The organism is Lentzea sp. NPDC060358, from assembly GCF_042725365.1.
Taxonomy (GTDB): domain Bacteria; phylum Actinomycetota; class Actinomycetes; order Mycobacteriales; family Pseudonocardiaceae; genus Lentzea.
Map to the genome: position 1 here is coordinate 1 of NZ_JBHXCW010000488.1, position 1,193 is coordinate 1,193.

The following is a 1,193-nucleotide window of genomic DNA, read 5'->3' on the forward strand; positions in this document are numbered from 1 at the left end:
CAGCGGGCCGTGCCGAAGCGGGAGCGGTGGGCGTGGGCGGGGCTGGTGGCCGGGGTCGCGCTGTCGATGCAGTGGCGGCCCACCCATCTGCTCTGGCACGCCTTCGCCACGCCCAACGGCAGCCCGTACCGGCAGACCTTCGTGCTGGCCGGGCTGTTGGTGACCGCCGCGTGGGTCTCGGTCTCGTACGGCCGGCCGGAGCGGCGGGCGCTGCTCGGCGGGAGCGCGGTCCTGGTGCTGCTCGCGGCCGGGGCGGGCTTCAGCGGGCTGGTCACGGGGTGGACGTATCCGCTGTTCGCGCTCGGCCTGGGCGCGGCGCTCCTCGCCCTGCTGCTGGTGGGGCGGGGCGGGCGGTACGCGGCGCTGGCGGCCGTGCTGCTGATCGGCGCGCAGGCCGGGCAGGCCGCCGCGGCGACCGCGTACTTCGACCGGCAGCGGCTGAACCGGCTCGACGACTACGCCCCCTGGGGCGAACGGCAGAGCACCCAGCGGGCCGTGGTCGCGGGCGCCGAGGACTGGCCGCACACCCGGACGGACCCCGGACGGGAGCAGACCACCGCGAACGATCCGCTGCTGGTGGGCGGGCAGGGCGGCGCGTACTACAGCAGCCACACACCCGACGTGCTGACCCGCACGATGCGGGCGCTCGGCGGCGGGTGGACGTCGAACGGCCGGGCGGTGCAGAGCCTCGACAACCCGGTCACGGACGCGGTCTTCTCGGTCGGCGCCCGGGTACGCGGCCCGCGCGACCCGCACCAGGGGGCCGGGCACACGGGCATGGGCGCCCCGGACGGCCGGCCTGTGACGGCGAGCCGGGCCGGGGTCCCGCCGCTGGTGACGGTGCGCCCGGCGGACGGTTCCGCGGGCGGTCCGGTGGCGTACGGGCGGTCGGCGTTCCGGAACCAGGAGCTGCTGCTGGGCTCGCGGGTGTACACCGTCCCGCCGACGACGCTGCGGGCGGTGCCGGACGGCACGGCCCCGGTGACGGACCGGGGTGCGTACGACTACCGGGTGGGGCGGGGCGCGTACACGCTGGCCGCCGCCTGCCCGGCGGGGTCCGAGGCGTATCTGTGGACGCCCGACATGTTCGGCCGGGCCCGGCTCGGCGACGGCCGGGACGTCGAGTTCAAGGGGCAGCTTCCGGCCCGGCGGGCCGCGATGCAGCACCTGGGCCGGGTCGGCGCGGACGGGAG

General features: G+C 77.6%; 1 protein-coding gene. It reads left to right on the forward strand.

From position 1 onward, the window contains the following. The coding region (locus tag ACFWGZ_RS41085) for a YfhO family protein (RefSeq protein WP_382456988.1) at positions 1 to 1,193 on the forward strand (1,193 nt) is incomplete at both ends.